Here is an 18989-nt window from a genome sequence, read left to right on the forward strand (position 1 = left end):
TTGTCTGACATCGGACGGTCCCGGATAGGAGGCGCCGCTGCGCGAGCAGAAGCTTGCGTTCCGCCCCGATTGGGAAAAGGTAGTCAGCCCCGCCGTCGATTACGCGCTGACGCGGCCGGACGTCGATCCCGACAATCTGGTGTTGGTCGGCATGAGCTTCGGCGGGTATCTCGCGGCGCGCGCCGCCGCGTTCGAGCATTGCCTCCGTGCCGCGGTATTTTTCGATGGCGTCTACGACTTCCACGAAACTCTGCGCAAGCTGCTTCCGGGAGGCGATGGAGGCTTACGACTCCGGGGATCCGCGATATGCGAGTGGATCGTCCAGGAGAAGATGGCAGCCAACACCGCCCTCCGCTGGACCGTGATCCAGGGCATCTGGACGTTCGGCGTTCCGGGGTCGCCGAGCTTATCGATGGGACCAAGGCTTATACGGTTGCCGAAATCACCGACAAGATCCGCTGCCCGTGCCTGGTCATGGAGGCCGCAGATGACATCTTCTTCGAAGGATAGCCGCAGCAGGTGTTCGACGAGCTGAAGGTTCCCAAGACCTTCGCCCGCTTCACCGCCGAGGACGGAGCCGAGAACCTCTGCCAGTCCGACGCACTCGCCTACAAGGACGAAGTCGTCTTCAACGGGATCGCCGACACCCTCGGTGGCAAGCCAGCCTGACCTTGACGCCGGATCCGTCGGCAAGTCCTGTAAGGTGACGCTTGTGTGGGCAAGGATAATCAACGCCGTAGCCGTCATTCACTCCCGCACGCCTGAAGCGCTGCGGCACTTCGGGCGTGCGGACCGTCAGGAGCTTCCGCCTCAGGCGCGCGAGACCTGGAGCGAAAGACAGGGCCTCGCGGCCTAGGTATGGCAATCGGCATCCCCATAGGCGCCAGCGTTGGGATCGTCTTCGGAATCGTGTTTGACAGCTTGGCGGCCTGCATCGGCGCAAGCGTCGCAATCGGCGCAACGTTTGGTTACGCCATGGAGCGCCGTTGAATGGCCTTAGAACAATACTTCTGACTTGCTACTGATCGACGCCTTGCATCTGGGTCGTAACGTCGAAGCCCCCGATCCACGCGCATACTCTGTCGCTGGCGGCGCGCAACGGAGAGCCGAGAGGCATATAGGCAAAATAGCTGCGCGACGGCAGCGAGATGTGCGGAAAGGGCGTCATTAGCCGTCCGGCGCGCAGATCGTCCTCGATGAGGGTGGATGGCGCCATCGCCACGCCAAGGCCGTCTACTGCCGCCTGGATCGATAGATAGAAATGGTCCAGCGTCAGCGTGGCTGCCGGCTCGAGCGAGCCATGCCCGGCTTGCGCCAGCCAGTCGCGCCAGAGCCGCGGCATGCTGGCAACGTGGAGAAGCGTGTGCCGGGCGAGATTCTCCACCTCGTCGAGCCGCTGGCGTTGCAGCAGCTTAGGACTGCAGGCGGGGAGGCGTCTCTCCGGGAGCAGAAGGCGGGCCTCGAAACCGTGGAACGCGTCCGGACCGCCGCGGATGATCAGGTCGTAGTCGCCGGCGAGCCCGTCCACCGGCTCGTTGCCGGTCGTCAGCTCGATCTCGATGTCGGGATGCGCCTCTCGCAGCAGGCCGAGTTTCGGCACCAGCCAGCGGAGGCTGAAGGTGGCGAGCGCGTTGACCCTGAGCCTCACGGAGCCGCTGGCTTTGCGGCTATGCAACGCAGCCGCCCCGGCGATGCGCTCGAGCGCGGGCTGGATGTCGGCGAACAGCGCCTGGCCCTCCGCCGTCAGCGCAACCCCGTGACTCAGGCGGCGGAATAGCGCCGGTGGCCCGAGCCATTCCTCCAGAAGCCGGATCTGCCGGCTGACCGCGCCATGCGTGACGCCGAGCTCCGCGGCGGCGTCCTTGAAGCTCGACCGGCGCGCTGCGGCCTCAAACGCCCGGATGGCGTTGAGCGGTGGTAGAGGCCGGTTCTTCGAAGGACCCTTCATGTGAGTTTTTCTGACATCGGACAGCCGAATTAGTCGTTTGCACGGCGCATTCTAGCAGGCGCACAGTGCTGATGTGACAAATTCATCAATCATCGCCCCTTCCGCCGAGCCGTCGGCGCTGTCGCAGGCGCCGCAGACCCGCCGGCGCACTCTGGCCCTCGCCGGCCTCGCCCATGCCCTGCACGACGGCTACACCGACGCGATCTACGTGCTCCTTCCGGTCTGGCGGGCGGAGTTCGGGCTCGACTATGTCGCGCTTGCGCTGCTGCGCGGCCTCTATGCCGGCGCCATGGCCGCGCTGCAGGTGCCGGCGAGTTGGCTTGCCGACCGTGTCGGCGGCCGGGCGGTGCTGATCCTCGGGACGGCGCTCGCCGCGGCGGGCTATGCCCTCGCCGGCTTCAGCGGCGGCGCGATGGGGCTCTATGCCGCGCTGCTCGTCTCAGGCGCCGGTTCCAGCGTCCAGCATCCGATCGCCTCAAGCGCGGTGTCGCGCGCCTATGGGTCGGCGGCGCGCGGGCCGCTCGGCACCTATAATTTCAGCGGCGATCTCGGCAAGGCCATCATCCCGGCCGCGCTATCCTTCGGCCTGTCGATCGCGCCGTGGCGGCCGTCACTATGGCTGCTCGCGCTGGCGGGGATCGCGGTCGCCGTCCTGCTCACATTGTTAATGCCCAGGATCGAAGCGCCGCCGCCGCCGGCCACCTCGGGACGCGCGACCCTGCAGCGCGGCGGTACCGGTTTCCCGCTGCTGCTGGCGATCGGGGTGATCGACACCGGCGTACGCATGGGGTTTCTGACCTTCCTGCCGTTTCTGCTGCAGCTGAAAGGTGCCTCGCAGCCGCTCATCGGCACGGCCCTCGCCCTCGTCTTCCTGGGCGGTGCGGCAGGCAAGCTCGCCTGCGGCTGGCTCGCCCAGCGCTGGGGCGTCGTCGGCGTCACCCTGTGCACCGAGGGGCTCACGGCCGTCATGATCGTGCTCGCCGCCGTCCTGCCTCTCCTGCCGCTGCTCATCATCCTGCCGCTGCTTGGGCTCACGCTGAACGGCACGTCCTCGGTGCTCTACGGCACCGTGCCGGAACTGTCGCCGGCTGACCGAACCGAGCGCGCCTTCGCCATCTTCTATACGGGCGTGATCGGTTCCGGGGCACTATCGCCGCTGCTGTTCGGCGCGGTGGGCGATCAGGCCGGGCCCGTCGTCGCGACGCTGGGGACCGCCGCCGCTGCGCTGGTCAATCTACCGCTCGCACTCGCCCTCGGGCCGAGGCTGGCAAAGCGGTGAGGGGTGACCATTGCCCTCATGCACACAACTGCCGATCGCGGCGTGACGCAATGGACTGTTCAAGCCTTGGTTTCCGGAGACCCGCGCACGATGAGAACAGGACAAGCGACAAAATGGTGAGTGTCACAAACGTCAGGGCTGGCCGGTGCCATTGTGGTGCGGTGCGCTTCGAGGTGTCGCTCAGCGACGGCTTCAACTCGATACGGCGCTGCACCTGCTCCTACTGCCGCATGCGCGGCGCGGTCGTCGTGATGGCTGAAATGGGCGGAGTCGAAATCCTGCAGGGCGAGGAGGTGCTGACTACCTACCGTTTCCATACCGGATCGGTGCAGCACTTCTTCTGTTCTCGCTGCGGGATCTATACGCACCACCAACGACGATCCAATCAGAACCTGCATGCCGTAAACGTCGCTTGCCTAGATGAAGTAAGCCCGTTCGATTTCCTCGAGGTTCCGGTTATGGACGGCGTCCACCACACGAGCGACACCGGCAAGCCACCGCGTCGAGCCGGCACCCTGCGTTTCGTTCCGAGAGCCTGACCGTCACGGATCCTCCGAAAGGCCTGCTCGGCGTCGAGGCGAAAGCACATCTCGAGTCTGAGGGGCAGTTGTCGATTGATCGTGGGTGCCAGGGTGTTGAACCTCTATCGAAGTGTCCATCGCTCGCGGCTATAAAGGCGGTTGAATTTACTCACTCATGCCGCGCCCGCGCCTCAGCGCGTGCGAAAAAGGTTGGCCGTCCCTGAGACGCGCCGGCGGCGAGCACCCGGCCTTCTCTCCTTCAACGATTAGATCTTGGCGATGCGCGGCCAATGCGTGGCCACGTGATCGACGAAGCTGCTCAACTTTGGCGAGGCCATCCGCGCCTGCTGGAACAGCAACTGGACCGGCGTCGGCTCGCGCTGGTAGGCGCCGAGCAGCGCTTGCAGACGGCCGGCGCGCAGATCGTCCACGACATACCATGATGGCGCTCGAGTGATGCCAAGGCCATCGCGCGCCGCCGCCACCGCCACATCCAGATTGTTGACCGACAAGCGCCCGTTGAGACGGACGATCCGGCTGCGCCCATCGATATGGAAACGCCAATCGACCGGCCCCGGACTTTCGGAAAACGTCAGGCAATCATGCGATTTCAGCTCCTCGGGCCGGGAAGGCACACCTCGCCTGGCGAGGTAATCAGGCGAGGCGCAGACAACGAGGTCGATATCGTCGAGCTTGCGCACCAGCAGCTCGGAATCCGGCAGGTGCCCAATCCGCACCGAGAGGTCGATTTCCTCCTCGATCAGGTTCACAGCGCGATCGAGCAGGACGAGGTCGATCGACATGGAGGGATATCGGGCCAGAAAACCAGTGACGAGCGGCGCCAGTATCAGGCGCCCGATGAGGGTCGCCGCACTAACGCGTAGCCGCCCGACCGGCTCGCTTCGGGTGGAGGCTAGGGCCAGGTCCAGTTCCCGGACATCCCCCAGGATCGCTTTCGACCGCGCATAGAACAGCCGTCCCTGCTCGGTGAGAGCGAGGCTGCGCGTCGTCCGCCGAAGCAATTGCACGCCCAGCTCGGTCTCCAGCGCGGCGACGGTCCGGCTGACCGCCGTGATGGATTTCGACGTCTCGCGCGCGGCGGCCGACAGGCTGCCGGTCTCGACGGCTCGTACGAGGAGTGCCATGGCCTGCAGGCGATCCATCCTCACCTTCCCATAATTCGCAAAAGTGTTTGCTAACGACCGAGGATACTCCCTCTCCACGCAAATACTATGATCGCCTCCACGATGGGAGGGCGCCAATGCGCATAAACCGATCCCTTACCGGCGCAGGCAGCGACACCGAAGGGCCGGACGCGGGCGAACTCGTCATCGTCTGCTGCGTCAGCGCCTGCGGTCTCGCCGCCACTGGCCTGCTGCTCCTCGGCCCGCCGAACGCCGCGGCGCTCTGCCTGATGGCCGCCGCCGGCCTTGGCCTCGCTTTGTGGGCGACTGCCGGCCTACCATGACAAGTGAGGACAGCGTGCATCGAAGACGTACCGACATGATATCCCCTGCAGTGGGCAAAGGCGGCATTGCGCACGCCTCGTCGCGCCTGTCGGCCGCGGTGCTTGAGCGCGACGTGCTGACCGGCGTGTCGATGGCCTTCGTCGGCGGTTTCGTCGATGCCGCCGGCTTCATGGCGCTGGCGGGCCTGTTCACCTCGCACGTCACCGGCAACTTCGTGCTGATCGGCGAGCAGCTTGCCACCGGCACTGGTGGTGTCGTCGCCAAGCTGGCGGCGCTGCCGATCTTCGTGCTGGCGGTGGGTGGCGCCCGGCTCGTCGCGCTGGCGATGGAGCGACGGAAGATCGCGCCGATGCGGCCGCTTTTGCTGCTGGAGGCGTTACTGCTATTGGCCTTCCTGCTGGCCGGCAGGGTGCTGTCTCCGCTGCGCCTTCCGGATTCCGTCGAAGCGATCTTCGTCGGCATGTTCGCCGTGGCGGCCATGGGGGTGCAGAACGCGATTGGCCGCCTGTCGATCGCCCACCTCGCCACGACCACGGTGATGACGGTCAATGTCGCGCAGGCGACAATCGACGCGCTCGACGTTTTGCTCGGCACCGCGGCGGATCAAGGCAAGCCGGCAAGGGCACGGCTGTGGCGCATGGTCCCGCCAATCGGCAGCTTCGCGGTCGGCGCGCTCGCTGGCGCCTTCGGCTTCGCGCTCTTCGGCTTCGCCTGCGTCGCGGTACCGATCGTGCTGCTGCTGACTCTGTCCGCGCGGCTCAGGACGGTGGTTGCCGGCAAGATGCCGGGCTGAAAGCGCGATCCGGAAGCGCGCTTACCGCTCTCAAGCCGAATCGCTGGAAGGAGGTAATGGCGGATCTCACAGCCTCCTTGCGCCATTTTAGCAGACCTTACGCAGCCTCCAAAAAGCGGACTTCGTGAAAGGGGCGCACCAATATAAGTGGCGTCTTCAGGCACGACCGGCCGCCGCACGGCAATTCGCCCAACTCCCGCAACGGTCAACTCAAGCGCGCTCTGCAGGACGTCAACAGCAGCGAGAGCACAGCAGTCGCTGGTGCCAGCCTCGCGATACTGGTTCTACCCATCGATAAGACGGAGCGGCGCCTCCTCGGAAATCGCATGATCACCCATCTCATCCACCAAGTGATTTCCGTGGCCATGCAGATACATGACCAACCGGCCGAAAGTCGCCGTGCCGTGAAGAACCGCAAGCGTCGCGATACCCAGGCTGACGAACAGCAGAAGCTTCCGGCGCCGCGCGACGTCGTCATTGTCCCCGTTCGGGTCGAGCGGCATCCTGAAGCTGCGATACAGGAAGAGCCCAGCCATGGGCGCGAGCAGGAGGATCAGCGCGAGCTCGGTCACACTCGCTGCCGGAGTACCGGCTCGTCCGAGGAGCGCGGCGACAAGCAGAGCCAGGAGACCGGTACGTGACCAGGAGAGCGCTGTTCGCTCCGGCTGCATCCCAGGGTCCTTCGCCTCGCGCCGTTCCGGCATCTCGCTCAACTCGTGATCACAAGCCAGGCGAGAGCCGTCGCCAGCAGCGCGGTGAGCGTGGCAAGGGCGGGCAGCAGCAGGCTGCGGGGCAGATCCGCCTCGTGTCGCATCGCACACTCCGCGCGGGCCCAGCGGGCATAGGCCGTGCCGGCGAGGGTCCCGCCGGCGCAGAAAAGTACCAGCGCCAGCGACAGCCTCGTCAATGGCGAGCCGAGATGGGACGCGAATTGGTCTATGCCGACCGCGCCCGCGATCAGCGCGAGCGCGGTCCTGATCCAGGCGAGAAAGGTCCGCTCATTGGCAAGGGAAAAGCGGTAATCCGGCCGCGTCCCGGTCTCCCACCATCGCATGGGCGTTCAACCTTTCCCGATCGTCTCGGCGCAGCCCGTCACGGGCGGTCGAGCAGGATGACCTGTCCCTCGCTGGGCCTGACCCTGATCCGCTCGCCGTTGCGGATGAGCGTGGTGACGTCGCCATCGGCGAAGCGGTCCACGAGCGGCAGGCCCGCCAGCGCGGCGCCCTGGGCGAGGATCGGGTTGACGCGGTTGAACACGAAGGCCGCGGGCTTCACGTTGCGCGACGCCATCTCGTTGAGCATCCAGGCGGACGCGACGCCGCCCTTCACATTGTTCAGCACCAGGACACGCTCGCGATAATCTTCGCCGAACAGCTTATGGGCGGGACGGGAGAACACCCCCTTGATGCGATCGAGATCGTAACGCGCACTGAAGTCGTCGGAAGCGACGAGCGCGATCCCTTCGACATCCGGCCCGATGCCGGGGTGGCAGATGAGTGTCTGGGCCATCACAGCACCTTTCCAGCGACGGCGCTGTCGACGCAGCGCTCCATGGTGGCGAGCGTGGGCCTGTAGCCATAGCCGCCGATGATGTTCACGAGCTTGGCGGAGTTCGACATGAGGCGGCTCCAGCCATTGGCCTCGGCCATCTCGCGCGCATAGCTCTGGTAGAAGCAGACGCCGGACAGGACGATCCCTCCCGCCGCCTCGATCCGGCGGGTGAGCCCCATGCGGTCGGCGGCGAACTTGATCTCGGGCGAGGTCGCCGCGATCAGCGTGGTCCCGGCATGGACCTGCCGCCCGTCGAGCAGGTTCGCCACCTTTTCCAGTTCGATCAGCGAAAGCTGCGGCGCCGAGAACACCACCACGTCGACCTTGTCGCCGCGGGCCGCGTAGCCCTCATAGACATTGGCGATATCCTCGGCGGTGATGGGCGAGGCCGGCGGCGGGGGGCCATCGAAGGCATCGGCGAGCGTCGGCGCATCGGGGGTGACGCCGGGCATGTGGAACATGGCCACCGATCCGAAGCTCGCGAGTGCCGCGCCGAAATGCTTCAGGTCGTCGGAGGTCGGGGCGTTCTCCACGCCCGTGATGACCGGCACCGCCCAGTAGCTGCCCGAGCCGCGGCCGACGACGGCACCGAGCGCGCCCCATTCGCTGAAATCCTTCGGCTGATGGCGCAGTTCGAACAGCCTGGTGCCGAGGCGGTTCTTTTCGAGATGGTAGCCATAGCGCGGGGTACGTCCGGTCAGGCCGGCGGCGATCGCTGACGGGCCGCCCTCGAAATTCGAGCGCGCGCCGAACACGGCGTTGGAATAGATGACCACGCCGGTATCGCCGAACGCGACGTGCTCGCCCCGCACCGGAGGCAGGATGGTCTGGTAGTTGATGCACGTGTTGGTCATCAGCACGCCCATGGCTTCGAAGGCGGCGATGGCGCGTTCCTCCAGTGTCGCCATCTCGTCCGTCTGGTGCAGCCGCTTATAGGCGGCGAAGTCGACGCCGCGCGGGTCGGTGATGGTCGGGATGCGCACGCGACGTTCGGCTTCCGGCATCCCGGCTATGTCGGAGAGCCAGCGCACACCGGCCTCTCCCAGGCTCTCCGGGTCGGCCATGACATGGGCCTGGTCGACCTCCACCATGTCCTCGGCGTCGAAAAACCGACCGACTTCAATCTGGTGGCGGATGGCCCACTGGCGGGCACGGCCGCCTTCACCTGCAAGCAAGGCACGTTCTTCTTCGTTGAGTTTCATTTCATCTGTCCCGGAAGCCAGAGGACGATCTCCGGCATAAAGAAGATCAAGTAGAGAAAGGCGATCTGGATGCCGATGAACGGCAGCACGCCGAGAGCGAGACGTTCCAGCGGGATGCGGCTGATGCCGTGGATCGTGAAGAGGTTGATGCCGACCGGCGGGGAGATCTGGGCGATCTCCATCGCCATGATGGCGAAGATGCCGAAGGTCAGCGGATCCATCCCGATCGCCATTGCGACCGGAAAGAAGATGGGCACCGAGATCAGCAGCATCGCCGCCGATTCAAGGAACATCCCGAGCAGCAGATAGACCAAAACGACCAGGGTGATGGTGACGAGGGGGCCACCAGGGACCTGGGTGATGCTCTGGGCGATGATCTGCGGCACCTCCTCATAGGTTAGGTAGTGCGCGAAATACTGACCAAACACGATCAGCATCATCAGCATGACGGTCGTGCGGGTGGCGGCCAGCACGGCGGTCACCAGCTTGCGGGCGTCGAGCCGCCGCTGCAGCAGGCCGAGGCCCGCGACGTAGATGACCGCGAGCGCGCCAACCTCGGTCGGCGTGAACAGGCCGAGATAGATGGCGCCGACGATCACCGGCGGCAGCAGCAGCACGCCGACGCTGCCGCGCAGCAGGGTCCAGCGGTCCTCGCCTTCATTGGCTTTCGCGATCACCTGCGGCCGCGACCACAGCGCATAGGCCGCGAACACGCCCATCATCAATATGCCGGGCACGACGCCCGCGATGAAGAGCTGGCCGATCGAGGTGTCAGTGATGATGCCGTAGAGGATGAGCGGAATGGAGGGCGGGATGAGGATGCCCAGCGTGCCGCCGGCGGCGACGAAACCGCCGGCCCTCGCCTCGCCATAGCCCTGCTCGCGCAGCGCCGGCACGGCGACGAGGCCGACCGTGGCGGCCGTGGCGATGGAGGAGCCGCAGATCGCCGCGAAGATGCCGCATGCCAGGATGGTGGCGACGCCGGTGGCGTTGCGCACCTTTCCGGCGAAGGCGTTCACCACCGCGAACAGGTCGCGGCCCGCGCCGCTCTGCTGCATCACCGTCCCCGTCAGGATGAAGAGGGGGATGGCGATCAACTCGTAGACATGGGTCGCCTGCCAGAGCGTCTCGGTGAAGCCGTAGAGCGCGCCGTCGAGGCCTTTCGACAGCGCAAAGCCGAGGAAGCCGGCGATTCCCATGGCCACGAACACAGGCAGGCTCGCGACCATGAGCAGAAGGAACAGGACGGTGATGGCGATGCCGCTTGTCATCGTCAGCCCTCCAGCACGTCTGGATAGTCGTCGAGGATGAGGCGGCGCAGCGCCTCGATCGCCAGCGAGAGGCCGCCGAGCGGCATTGCGAGCTGGGGAATCCAGAGCGGCGCGTCGAACAGCGTGCCCGAGGTGAATCCCAGCTGGTAATTTTCGGCGACGTAGCCCGCCGAGAGCCACGTCATGGCCGCGGCAAAGAGGAAGGTGACGAGGAAGGTGGCCCGGTCGGCCCAATGCCGCACCCGCGGCCCCGCCATGTCGACCGCCATCATCATCCGGAAGTGCGCGCCCGAGCGCAGCGCGTAGGCGTTGCCCAGGAATGCCGCGGCGATCATCAGATAGAGAGAGACGTCGAACACCCATATGCTCGGATGGCGCAGCGACCGGCTGATCGCGTCATAGGCCACGGGAAGAGCGAGGATGGCGACGATCGTGGCGCTCGCAGCCGTGAAGGCGCGGGCGGCGATGTCGAGAAAACGGCTGATCATGTGTCCGGCTCCAGCTTTTCGCAGTGGCCGGGATCAGCGGACGGAGGTGACGAGCGCGACCGTCTCGGCCGGGAATTCGTCCTTGATCTCTTCGCGGTAATCCTTGAGCGCGGCCTCCCACGCCGCGCGCTCTGGCGTGCCGGGCTTCAGCTCGGACACTTCGAGGCCGTGCTTGCGCGTGTCGGCAAGGTACTGCTGGTAGCTCTGGGCGATTTCCTTGTTGGTGGTGTCGAGCGCCACCTGCGTCGCCTCCAGCACCGCCTTCTTGACGTCGTCGGGCAGCCGCTCGAAGGACCGGCGGTTCATCACGTAGCCGTTGATCAGCGCGCCGAGCACGCCGCCGGTGCCGAGCGCGTATTTCGTGACCTCATAATGCTTGAGGCCGTACGCACCCTGAAGCCCGCCGAGCGCGCCGTCGATGGCGCCGCGCTGGAGCGCGGAATAGACGTCGGCGACGCCCATGGTCACGGGCGCGGCGCCGAGAGCCTGCAGGCTCTGCGAGGCGCCCTTGGAATAGGCGCGCAGGGTGCGTCCCTTCAAGGCTGCGGGATCGCGCGCGTCGAACTTCGAGAACAGCGCCGGCGCGCCGATGTCGAACAGGGAGAGCAGCTTGGTGTTCTGCTTGGCGAGCAGTTTCTCGAAATGCTGAAACAGCGGCTTGTCCGGCTGCAGCTCCGCCTGCGCCTGTTCCATCGTTAGCGTCCACAGCGGGCTTGCCGTGATCGCCACCTGTGGGACGCGGCCGATCCAGTTGTCCAGCGTGGTGAGCGAGATATCGACCTGCCCGCCGGGGATGGCGCTCGGCACGAAGGCCTGCTTCACCATGGTGTCGTCGGGAAAGTACTTCCACTCCACCTTGCCGTTGGTGCGCTTGACCACCTCGTCCATGAACACCTTGGCGTAGGTCTTCACCTGCGGATGCGAGGACGCGCCCCAGGTGGCGAGGCTGAGCGTGATCTTGTCCTGTGCGAAGGCTGGCGCGACGAAGAGCGTCGCGGCGAGCGCGACGACCAGTTTGACGGTCGTTTTCATTGGCATTCCTCCCGGATGTAGAGCGCCCCTCTTGGCGGGGGTGTCACATGAAGTCTGGCGAGAACCCTGGCGGTGGCGAGAAGCCGAGATCTCCCTTGGCGATGACGGCCTCGCGCCCGCCGTTGCGGTGCAGTTGCTCAGCCTGGCGCGCCTTGGCGCGCCGATCCGTGTCGTTCGGATCGCAGATCGTGCAGAGACGGGCGTGAAGCTCCGCCCGTACGTCGAAAAAGGCGAGATCGTCCGCGAGATCGTTCAATTCCTGCGGGTCGGCCTCGAGATCGAAAAGCTGCGCGCGATGGTCGACGTAATGGACATATTTAAACCGCCGGTCGCGGAGCATGTAGAAGCCCGACTTCGATCCCATGCCGTGATATTCGGAGAACACGGCACGATCCGCTGGCGCATCCTCGGCAAGGCGCACAAGGTCGTCGCCCGGCCAGTCGGCGGGCTTCTCCTCCCCGCACCAGCTCAGGATGCTCGCCGAGAGATCGACCAGCGAGACCGGCGTGCGCACGCGCTTGCCCGGCTCGAAGCCCGGTCCCGCCGCGATCAGCGGCACGGAGACCGCCTCCTCATACATGGTCGACTTGCCCCAGAGGCCACGTGCGCCGAGGTTGTCGCCATGATCGGACACGTAGACGACGCGCGTGTCCTGCGACAGGCCGGTGGCCTCCAGCGTCGCCAGAAGCTTGCCGATGTTCTCGTCGAGGAAGCCGACGAGCCCGTAATAGCCGGCGAGCGCGCGGCGCACGTCGTCCGGCCCGGCGAAATGCTCGTCATAGGCAAAGCACTCGGCATATTCGCGCAGATAGGGATGCCCGGGGCGCGCCTGCGCCTCGTAGAGCTTGGGCCATTGGAGGCGGGCGTTGTCGTAATAGCGGTAATAGTGCTCGGGGGGCGCGGTGAGCGGGAAATGCGGCGCGACGAACGAGACGAACAGCGCCCAGGGCGTCGCGCGGGCACGCGCCGCCGCGCCACGCAGCCATATCTGGGCACGTGCGAGGATGTCGCGATCGTAGAAGGTGTAGCTCGACTCCCCCGGACCGGCGAGCCGGGCCATCTTCCAGGCGCCCTTGCGCTTGGGGAGTTCGTCGCGCACAAGGCCAAGAAGGTCGCCCTTCCCCTCGACCACATGCATGGGAATGAGGCTCTCGGTGAAGCCGTAGTCGTCCGCAGCGCTGCGGAAATGCAGCTTGCCGATGGACGTCACCTCGTGCCCGCTCGCGCGGAGGAGGTGGTGCCAGCTTCGGTGCGTGCCGTCATAGGGGTCGGCATTGTCCCAATGGCCGATGTCGTGGACGTAGCGGCCGCAGGCGAAGGACGCGCGCGCCGGCACGCAGACCGGGCAGTTGGTGTAGGCGGCCTCGAACAGCGTCCCCCGCGCCGCGAGCGCGTCGATGTTCGGGGTGGCGACAACGGCGTTCCCGTAGCAGCCAGTGATCGCCTTATTGTGCTCATCCGACATAATGATGAGAACGTTCGAGGGGGCGGGCATTGGCGTTTCCCTTTCCCTGTTATAATTCTATGCTTCAATGCTATATAGGATATCGGACGACGCTACAATGCCTGTTGTCGCCATAGAACGCAGTTTTCCGCTCGAAGCCGTCCGCGACCTCGCGGATCGCGATGCCTCGGGCAGGGCCAAATACGCCGTGCTGACCGAGTGCCTGCGGACGATGATCCTTGCCGGCAATCTCCCCGCCGGCACCCGTCTTCCCACCGAGCGCGATCTCGCGACGTTAAGCGGGCTGAGCCTCGGCACCGTGCAGCGTGCGCTGCGCACGCTGGTGGAGGAGGGGTACCTGACCCGCACCCCCAAGCTCGGCAGCTTCGTCACCGAGCGGACGCAGATTCGCCAGCCCTGGCATTGCCGGTTCCTGGCGGAGGACGGCAAGACCGTGCTCCCTGTCTCCCCCACCACGCGGCAGCGGCTGGTGATCGAGGAGGTGGGGCCGTGGACCGCGCATCTCGGACCGGCGGCTGCGGGCTATCTCTACATCGAGCGCGACTTCAACGTTGCCGGTGAGTTCTCGGTCGACAGCCGCTTCTGGGGCGATGCCAACCGCCTGTCGGCGCTACGCTCAGGGCCGGTTTCGCAGCTCGACGGCGAGAACCTGAAGCATCTGATCGCCAGCCGGTGCCACCTGCCGGTCACCCATGTGATCCACAAGCTGCGCTATGCCGGGCAGGGGCAGGAGCCGGCCCGCTTGATCCTGACGGCCCTGACATGGAGCCACGAGGCGCCGCTCTACTACCAGGAATTCACCATCCCGCCGAATTCGCGCGAACTGCTGGTGAGCGACGAAATCGAACAGAGCCCCGTAATCGAAAAGTCGACCTAGGCGGTCGAAACCTCGTGGCGACGCAGATTGATTGCCGATTCCGGCAATTTGATTCAGTAAGGCGGCCACCGGGTCGAGGCGACCCGCGAAATGGTCGGCGCCTACATCGGGCGTCACCATTTTTTTGCGCTGACATCCTTCAGAATGGCGTTATCCAGCATCTGCTCCGCCAGCAGCTTCTTCAGCCGCGCGTTCTCCTCCTCAAGCGCCTTCAGCCGCCGCGCATCGGACACATCCATGCCGCCGTACTTGGCCTTGAACTTGTAGAAGGTCGCCGAGGAGATGCCGTGCCTGCGGCAGACGTCAGCGGTCTTCGCGCCCGCTTTCTGCTCCTTCAGCATCCCGATGATCTGCTCTTCCGTGAACCGTGAGCCTCGCATCGTCCGTCTCTTTGAGCGACGGACTCTACCTAAATCTGGAGGAGGATCAGGATCTCAGGTCAGGAACCCTGACTTTGCAGGGTACGGCGGCCAATCGCTCGGTCCTGGAAACCGCCGGTTTCCTGGGCGGCAGCGGGACCGTGGACGTCACCATCGACGGGGGCCTTCTGCGCGCCACGCAGGACAATGCCGTCTTCTTCGAGGGCTTCGACACGCACGACATCACCCTTGGCGCGAATGACGGCGTCATCGACACCGATGGCCACGATATCGGCATCTCGCCGCGTTTCGTCGGGGCGGGCAGCCTGACCAAGGATGGCGCGGGCACGTTGACCCTGACCGGGGCCAACATCTACACCGGCAATACGACGATCACCGCCGGCACGCTGCAGCTCGGTGACGGCGGCACGACCGGCAGCATCGTCGGCGACGTTCTCGACAACGGCATGCTCGCCTTCAACCGGTCGGACGTCGTCACCTTCGCGGGACTGATCTCCGGCAGCGGCGTCGTGAGCCAGGACGGCACCGGCACGACCATTTTTACCGCCAACAACACCTATGCCAGCGGCACGACGATCACGGCCGGCACGCTGCAACTCGGCGCCGGCGGCACGACCGGCTCCATCCTCGGCAACGTTCTCAACAACGGCGCGCTCGCCTTCAACCGGTCGGACGTCGTGACCTTCGCCGGACTGATCTCCGGCAGCGGCGCCGTGAGCCAGGACGGCACCGGCACGACCATATTTACCGCCAACAACACTTATGCCGGCCAGACGACCGTTGCCGCCGGCACGCTGGCGGCGGGAGCCTCCTCCGTCTTCAGCCCCGCCTCGAGGCATGTCGTGGCGGCCGGCGCGGCGCTCGCCCTCGACGGATATGATCAGACCATCGCCGGCCTGAGCAATGCCGGGCTGGTCAGTACCGGAGGGGCGCCGGGAACGACGCTGACCGTGACGGGCGACTATGCCGGGAACGGAGGCGTGCTCGCCCTCAACACCACGCTCGGCGGCGATGCCTCGCCGACGGACCGGCTGGTCGTCGCGGGCAACACTTCAGGCTCGACGTTGCTGACCGTGACCAATATCCGGGGGACCGGAGCGCTGACCGTCGAGGGGATCAAGGTCGTCGATGTCGGCGGCCTCTCCAACGGCACTTTCACGCTGCAGGGCGACTACGTGTTCCAGGGCTCCCCGGCCGTAGTGGGCGGCGCCTATGCCTACCGGCTGTATCAGGACGGCATCGCCACGCCGACCGATGGCGACTGGTACCTGCGTTCGACGCTGGTCAACCCGACGCCGGTTGACCCGACCAATCCGACCCCGCCGGCGCCTCCGCTCTACCAGCCGGGCGTGCCGCTCTACGAGGTGTATGCGCGCTCGCTGCTCGCCTTCAACGGCCTGCCGACGCTGCAGCAGCGCGTGGGCAACCGCTACTGGAACCAGCCGCAGCCCGCGTAGACCCCCGAACAGCCCGGCTACTCTCAGGACGGCAGCATCATCACCGGGCAGAACGGCGTGTGGGGGCGGATCGAGGCGGCCCATGCCAGCTTCGACCCGACGCGCTCGACCAGCGGCACCGACTATGACCAGGACCTGTGGAAGCTGCAGGCCGGCATGGATGGCATGCTGAAGGAGTTCGAGAGCGGCTCGCTGATCGCCGGCGTCAACGGCTTCTACGGCACGCTCGACACCGACGTGTCCTCGATCTACGGCACCGGCAGGATCGACACCACCGGCTACGGCTTCGGCGGCACGCTGACCTGGTACGGCAACAACGGCTTCTACGTCGACGGCCAGGCCTCGGTGACGTGGTACGAGAGCGACCTGAAGTCCAATCTGGCGGGCGCGCTGGCCAAGGACCTCGACGGGCTCGGCTACGCCTTCTCGGTGGAGGCGGGCCGGCGCTACGAGGTCAGCCCGTCCTGGTACCTGATCCCGCAGGCCCAGCTGGTCTACTCGAATGTGAGCGTCGACAGCTTCTATGACCGCTTCGACGCCCGAGTATCGCCGGGCGACGCGGACAGCCTGCGGGGCCGCCTTGGCCTGGCGGTGGAGCGCCAGACCAGCTGGACGGCGGCCAACGGCCAGAAGCGCCATGCCTCGGTCTACGGCATCGGGAATCTCTATTACGAGTTCCTCGACGGCACTTCGCCGGTGGATGTGGCGGGTACGACCATCGTGAGCGGCGGCGACGACTTCTGGGGTGAGATCGGCCTCGGCGGCACCGTCGCCCTCACCGAGCGGCTCGATCTCTACGGCGAGGCGCGCTACGCCACCTCGTTCGAGAACGCCGGCGACAACAACGTCTATGGCGGAAACGTCGGCCTACGCCTCTTCTGGTGAAGCGGCGACGATACCGCCGAAGTTCCCTGCCGCCCGGAGAGGTGTAGAGGCCGCGAGCGTGATCGTAAGCGAAATCGCCGCGGCTGAACGTGCCGTCCCGGCGCCCCAACTTGTCGAACACTGGGACGTGGAGCTCGATACCATGTTCATGCACGAGCCAGGCGACATCTCGGCAGAGCCATAGGCGCTGTCGCCGATCAGCCGCGCAGGATAGAGGCCGAAGCGCTACATCGACCGCTCGATCATGCGATTCGCCGCCCAGACCTCGGCTTGGCGACACGGCCGGATGGATGGAAGGAGCGCTCGGTACCACCGCGGCATTTGGTTTATTTTTCGCCGCCCGGACGTTTCAGGCTCTAATCATCGGCGGCTTGGCACCATCTATCCAGGCCTATGTGGCTGATCTCACAACACCCGAGCATCGTGTGGGCGGGATGGGGCTCATCGGTGCCGCGCCAGCCGCTTGGCCGTCGCGCTTGCGCCGAGTAGCGTGAGAGGCGAGCCTCGATCGGCGAAATCCGCGATCGGGCAGCCACGCGCCAACTGCAGACCTTACGCAGCCTCCAGAAAGCGGACTTCGGTGGAAAGGCCGCGCCAAGATAAGGTGGCGTCTTGAGGCTGATCAGCCGCCGCGTACGACGATCAGCGGACCGATCCGGTTCACCGTGACTCCGAGCGCCCGCTGCAGGAAATCTAGCGCGGCGTCGGTGTTCGAAACCGTCATGGTCCCGCTGATGCGCCTATCCGCAAGCCCGAAGCCGGCGATCACGATCCGCCCGGCGAAGTGCCGGTTCATCTCGTTGACGACATAGGACAAAGGCGCGTTGTCGACGACGAGTTGCCCGCGCCTCCAGGCGAGGGCCAGCGCCGCGTCGGGCGTTACCCGGGTCGCGCCGGCGCGGTCATCGACGACGGCTTGCTCGCCCTCGGAGACGCGCAGAGAGGGGTACGCGGCCTCGGCCCATTCGATCAGCACCGCGTGCTTGGCAACGGCGACGTCGGTCTCGGTATCGCCGAGACTTACCGCGAAAGCCGTGCCCAGCGCGGTGACGCGCGCACCGCCGGCCTCTACCGTGAAGGGCCGGTCGGGATCGCGAGCGACGTCGAAAAACGCCCGACCTCGGAGCAGCCGGACCGTGCGGCGGTCGTCGCTGTTCTCGTAAGCAATTGCGGATGACGCGTCGAGCTGCACCAGAGAACCGTCCGCGAGGGTGAGGAACGGCATTTCGCCCGCGCCGGACATCGCATCGGCGCGCAGGCGCATCGGCCCGTCGAGCGCGAGGAACAACACGCCTGCGAGTCCGATGGCCAGAAGGCAGCCGGCCAAGATGCGGCCGGAGCGGGGCGAGCGCAGCTCGACGCGTTGCAGTGAGGGGTCGGACCGGATCGCGCTGCTCGCCTCGCCCATGAGACGGCTGGCGGCGTCATAGGTACGCCGGTTCTCGGGATCCCGCTCCAGCCAGCTCTGGAACGCGGCCCGCTCCGCCACGGTCTGACCGGTTTCGCCATTGCGGAGCAGCCATTCGGCGGCCTCCTCGTGGCGGCGACGTTGCGCGCGCGTGGCTCGCTTGCCCGGCATCACATTCCCAATCGTCACGGCTGTCTCAGTTGATAGACGATCCAGCCTGTCTGTCAGGGACTGTTAGCCCATCTCGAAAAGACGATCGAGGCAATGTGTGAGCGCGCGTCGCAAATGGCGGTCGACCATGTTGCGGCTGATCTGCAGCCGGTGCGCAATGTCGTCGGCGGAAAGATGATGCAGCCTGTGCAGGATGAAGATGGCGCGGCGGCGGGCCGGCAGCTCGCGGATGGCCTCGCGCAGAACGGCGAGGCGCGCGGCGACGTCCAGAGCATGGTCTGGCGCCTCGCCATCCATGCGGACGGACGCGACCTCCTCCTCCGTGCCGGAGAACAGGCTGGCCTCGAAGCGCTCGCGGCGGAAGCGATCGATGCCGAGATTGATCGCCGCACGGCACAGGAAGGCGCCGATAGACCGCTTGTCGCGCAGCACGTCCGGCCTTCCGGCGAGACTCACATAGAGATCGTGAACAATCTCCAGCGCCGCGCCACGCGAATGGCCGCGCCTGCGGACGGCGGCGGTGATTTCCTCGTAATGGGCTTCGATGGCGTGATTCAGCAACTCGTGGCCGTCGAGACTGGTCAGGTATGAATCGGAACCCGAGAGTGTCGTCATCGCCATTCGTTTCGCATTGGGGGCACGGACGGCCGAGGAAAGCCCTTCCTTTGTTCAAGAGTCCATACTTACGTCAATAAATGTCTGCAATATCAATAAGTTAGAACTTTTCCAGACATGCTCGTACTTCTGTTGGCGATGGAAGCTGAGTCGATCTGTTTAACGACTGATTCCGTT

At 65.8% G+C, this 18989-nt stretch carries 19 protein-coding genes and 3 pseudogenes; 8 read left to right on the forward strand and 14 right to left on the reverse strand.

The features are described 5' to 3' along the window. The first annotated feature begins 151 nt into the window (after nt 1-151). Together STARVERO_RS20350 and STARVERO_RS20355 are read left to right on the forward strand one after the other, a co-directional pair. The gene (locus STARVERO_RS20350) at nt 152-535 is read left to right on the forward strand and encodes a hypothetical protein (RefSeq protein ID WP_244616947.1); all 384 of its coding nucleotides are present in this window, start codon (nt 152-154) and stop codon (nt 533-535) included. Next, complete coding sequence (locus STARVERO_RS20355; RefSeq protein WP_159601160.1) at nt 520-669, forward strand: hypothetical protein; 150 nt, start codon at nt 520-522, stop codon at nt 667-669. Before STARVERO_RS20350 ends, STARVERO_RS20355 begins: the two co-directional genes overlap by 16 nt. A 349-nt stretch (nt 670-1018) precedes the next feature. Here STARVERO_RS20355 and STARVERO_RS20360 read toward each other — a convergent pair whose 3' ends face one another. After that, complete coding sequence (locus STARVERO_RS20360) at nt 1019-1948, reverse strand: LysR substrate-binding domain-containing protein (protein WP_159601162.1); 930 nt, start codon at nt 1946-1948, stop codon at nt 1019-1021. A 91-nt stretch (nt 1949-2039) separates the two neighbouring features. On the opposite strand from STARVERO_RS20360, the gene STARVERO_RS20365 reads away from it, so the two are divergent. Together STARVERO_RS20365 and STARVERO_RS20370 are read left to right on the forward strand one after the other, a co-directional pair. After that, nucleotides 2040-3227 carry an MFS transporter gene (locus tag STARVERO_RS20365; RefSeq protein ID WP_159601938.1) on the forward strand — a complete coding sequence of 396 codons (1188 nt, stop codon included), beginning with the start codon at nt 2040-2042 and terminating at the stop codon, nt 3225-3227. A gap of 113 nt (nt 3228-3340) precedes the next feature. Further along, nucleotides 3341-3766 (forward strand): GFA family protein, encoded by a 426-nt coding sequence (locus tag STARVERO_RS20370; RefSeq protein ID WP_159601164.1) that lies wholly within the window; start codon nt 3341-3343, stop codon nt 3764-3766. A 248-nt stretch (nt 3767-4014) separates the two neighbouring features. Here STARVERO_RS20370 and STARVERO_RS20375 read toward each other — a convergent pair whose 3' ends face one another. Next, on the reverse strand, nt 4015-4911 hold the full coding sequence (locus STARVERO_RS20375; protein WP_159601166.1) for a LysR family transcriptional regulator: 897 nt from the start codon (nt 4909-4911) through the stop codon (nt 4015-4017). Nucleotides 4912-5009: 98 nt separating this feature from the next. Here STARVERO_RS20375 and STARVERO_RS20380 point away from each other — a divergent pair, with 98 nt between their 5' ends. Together STARVERO_RS20380 and STARVERO_RS20385 are read left to right on the forward strand one after the other, a co-directional pair. Beyond that, a complete protein-coding gene (locus STARVERO_RS20380; RefSeq protein ID WP_159601168.1) occupies nt 5010-5216 on the forward strand; it encodes a hypothetical protein in 207 nt (68 codons plus the stop codon). Between the two features lie 35 nt (nt 5217-5251). Continuing rightward, the gene (locus STARVERO_RS20385; RefSeq protein ID WP_159601170.1) at nt 5252-6010 is read left to right on the forward strand and encodes a YoaK family protein; all 759 of its coding nucleotides are present in this window, start codon (nt 5252-5254) and stop codon (nt 6008-6010) included. Between the two features lie 284 nt (nt 6011-6294). Here the strand turns inward: STARVERO_RS20385 and STARVERO_RS23865 are convergent, their stop codons facing one another. Genes STARVERO_RS23865 through STARVERO_RS20425 form a run of 8 tightly spaced genes read right to left on the reverse strand, consistent with a single transcriptional unit; the run spans nt 6295 to nt 13049 of the window. Beyond that, nucleotides 6295-6714 carry a DUF202 domain-containing protein gene (locus tag STARVERO_RS23865; protein WP_422802181.1) on the reverse strand — a complete coding sequence of 140 codons (420 nt, stop codon included), beginning with the start codon at nt 6712-6714 and terminating at the stop codon, nt 6295-6297. 5 nt (nt 6715-6719) lie between these two features. Next, complete coding sequence (locus STARVERO_RS20395) at nt 6720-7064, reverse strand: YidH family protein (RefSeq protein ID WP_159601174.1); 345 nt, start codon at nt 7062-7064, stop codon at nt 6720-6722. Nucleotides 7065-7102: 38 nt separating this feature from the next. Further along, complete coding sequence (locus STARVERO_RS20400; RefSeq protein ID WP_159601176.1) at nt 7103-7519, reverse strand: aconitase X swivel domain-containing protein; 417 nt, start codon at nt 7517-7519, stop codon at nt 7103-7105. Further along, nucleotides 7519-8763 (reverse strand): aconitase X, encoded by a 1245-nt coding sequence (locus tag STARVERO_RS20405; RefSeq protein ID WP_159601178.1) that lies wholly within the window; start codon nt 8761-8763, stop codon nt 7519-7521. The genes STARVERO_RS20400 and STARVERO_RS20405 overlap by 1 nt, the downstream gene beginning before the upstream one ends. Next, nucleotides 8760-10034, reverse strand: a complete 1275-nt coding sequence (locus STARVERO_RS20410; RefSeq protein WP_159601180.1) for a TRAP transporter large permease — start codon at nt 10032-10034, stop codon at nt 8760-8762. The genes STARVERO_RS20405 and STARVERO_RS20410 overlap by 4 nt, the downstream gene beginning before the upstream one ends. A gap of 2 nt (nt 10035-10036) precedes the next feature. Next, nucleotides 10037-10522 carry a TRAP transporter small permease subunit gene (locus STARVERO_RS20415; RefSeq protein WP_159601182.1) on the reverse strand — a complete coding sequence of 162 codons (486 nt, stop codon included), beginning with the start codon at nt 10520-10522 and terminating at the stop codon, nt 10037-10039. Nucleotides 10523-10555: 33 nt separating this feature from the next. Then, nucleotides 10556-11554 carry a TRAP transporter substrate-binding protein gene (locus STARVERO_RS20420; RefSeq protein WP_159601184.1) on the reverse strand — a complete coding sequence of 333 codons (999 nt, stop codon included), beginning with the start codon at nt 11552-11554 and terminating at the stop codon, nt 10556-10558. A 43-nt stretch (nt 11555-11597) separates the two neighbouring features. After that, nucleotides 11598-13049, reverse strand: a complete 1452-nt coding sequence (locus tag STARVERO_RS20425; protein WP_159601186.1) for a sulfatase family protein — start codon at nt 13047-13049, stop codon at nt 11598-11600. 67 nt (nt 13050-13116) lie between these two features. On the opposite strand from STARVERO_RS20425, the gene STARVERO_RS20430 reads away from it, so the two are divergent. Continuing rightward, nucleotides 13117-13896 (forward strand): GntR family transcriptional regulator, encoded by a 780-nt coding sequence (locus STARVERO_RS20430; protein ID WP_159601188.1) that lies wholly within the window; start codon nt 13117-13119, stop codon nt 13894-13896. A gap of 119 nt (nt 13897-14015) precedes the next feature. Here STARVERO_RS20430 and STARVERO_RS20435 read toward each other — a convergent pair. Beyond that, nucleotides 14016-14276, reverse strand: a pseudogene (locus STARVERO_RS20435) (transposase); the annotation flags it as partial. Between the two features lie 140 nt (nt 14277-14416). Here STARVERO_RS20435 and STARVERO_RS23600 point away from each other — a divergent pair. Continuing rightward, nucleotides 14417-16618: pseudogene (locus STARVERO_RS23600) on the forward strand (autotransporter family protein). Nucleotides 16619-16634: 16 nt separating this feature from the next. On the opposite strand, the pseudogene STARVERO_RS20450 reads toward STARVERO_RS23600, so the two are convergent. From STARVERO_RS20450 to STARVERO_RS20460, 3 genes and pseudogenes are all read right to left on the reverse strand, one after another. Further along, nucleotides 16635-16903: pseudogene (locus STARVERO_RS20450) on the reverse strand (IS5/IS1182 family transposase); the annotation flags it as partial. 337 nt (nt 16904-17240) lie between these two features. Continuing rightward, nucleotides 17241-18197 (reverse strand): FecR family protein, encoded by a 957-nt coding sequence (locus STARVERO_RS20455; RefSeq protein WP_159601940.1) that lies wholly within the window; start codon nt 18195-18197, stop codon nt 17241-17243. A 63-nt stretch (nt 18198-18260) separates the two neighbouring features. After that, nucleotides 18261-18812, reverse strand: coding sequence for an RNA polymerase sigma factor (locus STARVERO_RS20460; RefSeq protein WP_159601194.1), 552 nt, complete (start codon nt 18810-18812; stop codon nt 18261-18263). Between the last annotated feature and the right edge of the window lie 177 nt (nt 18813-18989).

Origin of the sequence: Starkeya nomas (genome assembly GCF_902703545.1) — a bacterium.
Lineage (GTDB): Bacteria > Pseudomonadota > Alphaproteobacteria > Rhizobiales > Xanthobacteraceae > Ancylobacter > Ancylobacter moscoviensis.